Source organism: Cupriavidus sp. WS (assembly GCF_000395345.1).
GTDB lineage: Bacteria > Pseudomonadota > Gammaproteobacteria > Burkholderiales > Burkholderiaceae > Cupriavidus > Cupriavidus basilensis_B.
Map to the genome: position 1 here is coordinate 1 of NZ_AQPL01000449.1, position 364 is coordinate 364.

At 63.5% G+C, this 364-nt stretch carries 1 pseudogene; it reads left to right on the plus strand.

The features are described 5' to 3' along the window. Positions 1-41: 41 nt before the first annotated feature. A pseudogene (locus K206_RS43275) lies at positions 42-230 on the plus strand (DUF1016 N-terminal domain-containing protein); the annotation flags it as partial. Positions 231-364 lie beyond the last annotated feature (134 nt).

Below are 364 nucleotides of genomic sequence, written 5' to 3' on the forward strand. Positions count from 1 at the left end.
GCGATTACCGGCGCCAAGCAGCCTCCTGCGGAGGCGACAGCATGACCAGGCGCCGGTCATCCGTGGCATCGCCCGCAGCGCCGTCGGCGCTGCTGGGCGACATTCGGGTACTGATTGAGGCGGCGCGGCAACGCGCCGCCTCGACGGTGAATAGCGAGCTGACGATGCTCTACTGGCGCATCGGCCAGCGCATCCACACGCAGGTGCGTATTCCACGCGATGGCGGACACGATTCCATGCTGATGGCGGACAGTGTTCCAGCGTGATGGCGGACAGTGTTCCACGCTGAAGGCGGACAGCATTCCAAACTGATGGCGGACACCTGCGGGGTGTTCTGAGTGACCGAACCTGTCAGATTTTTTGT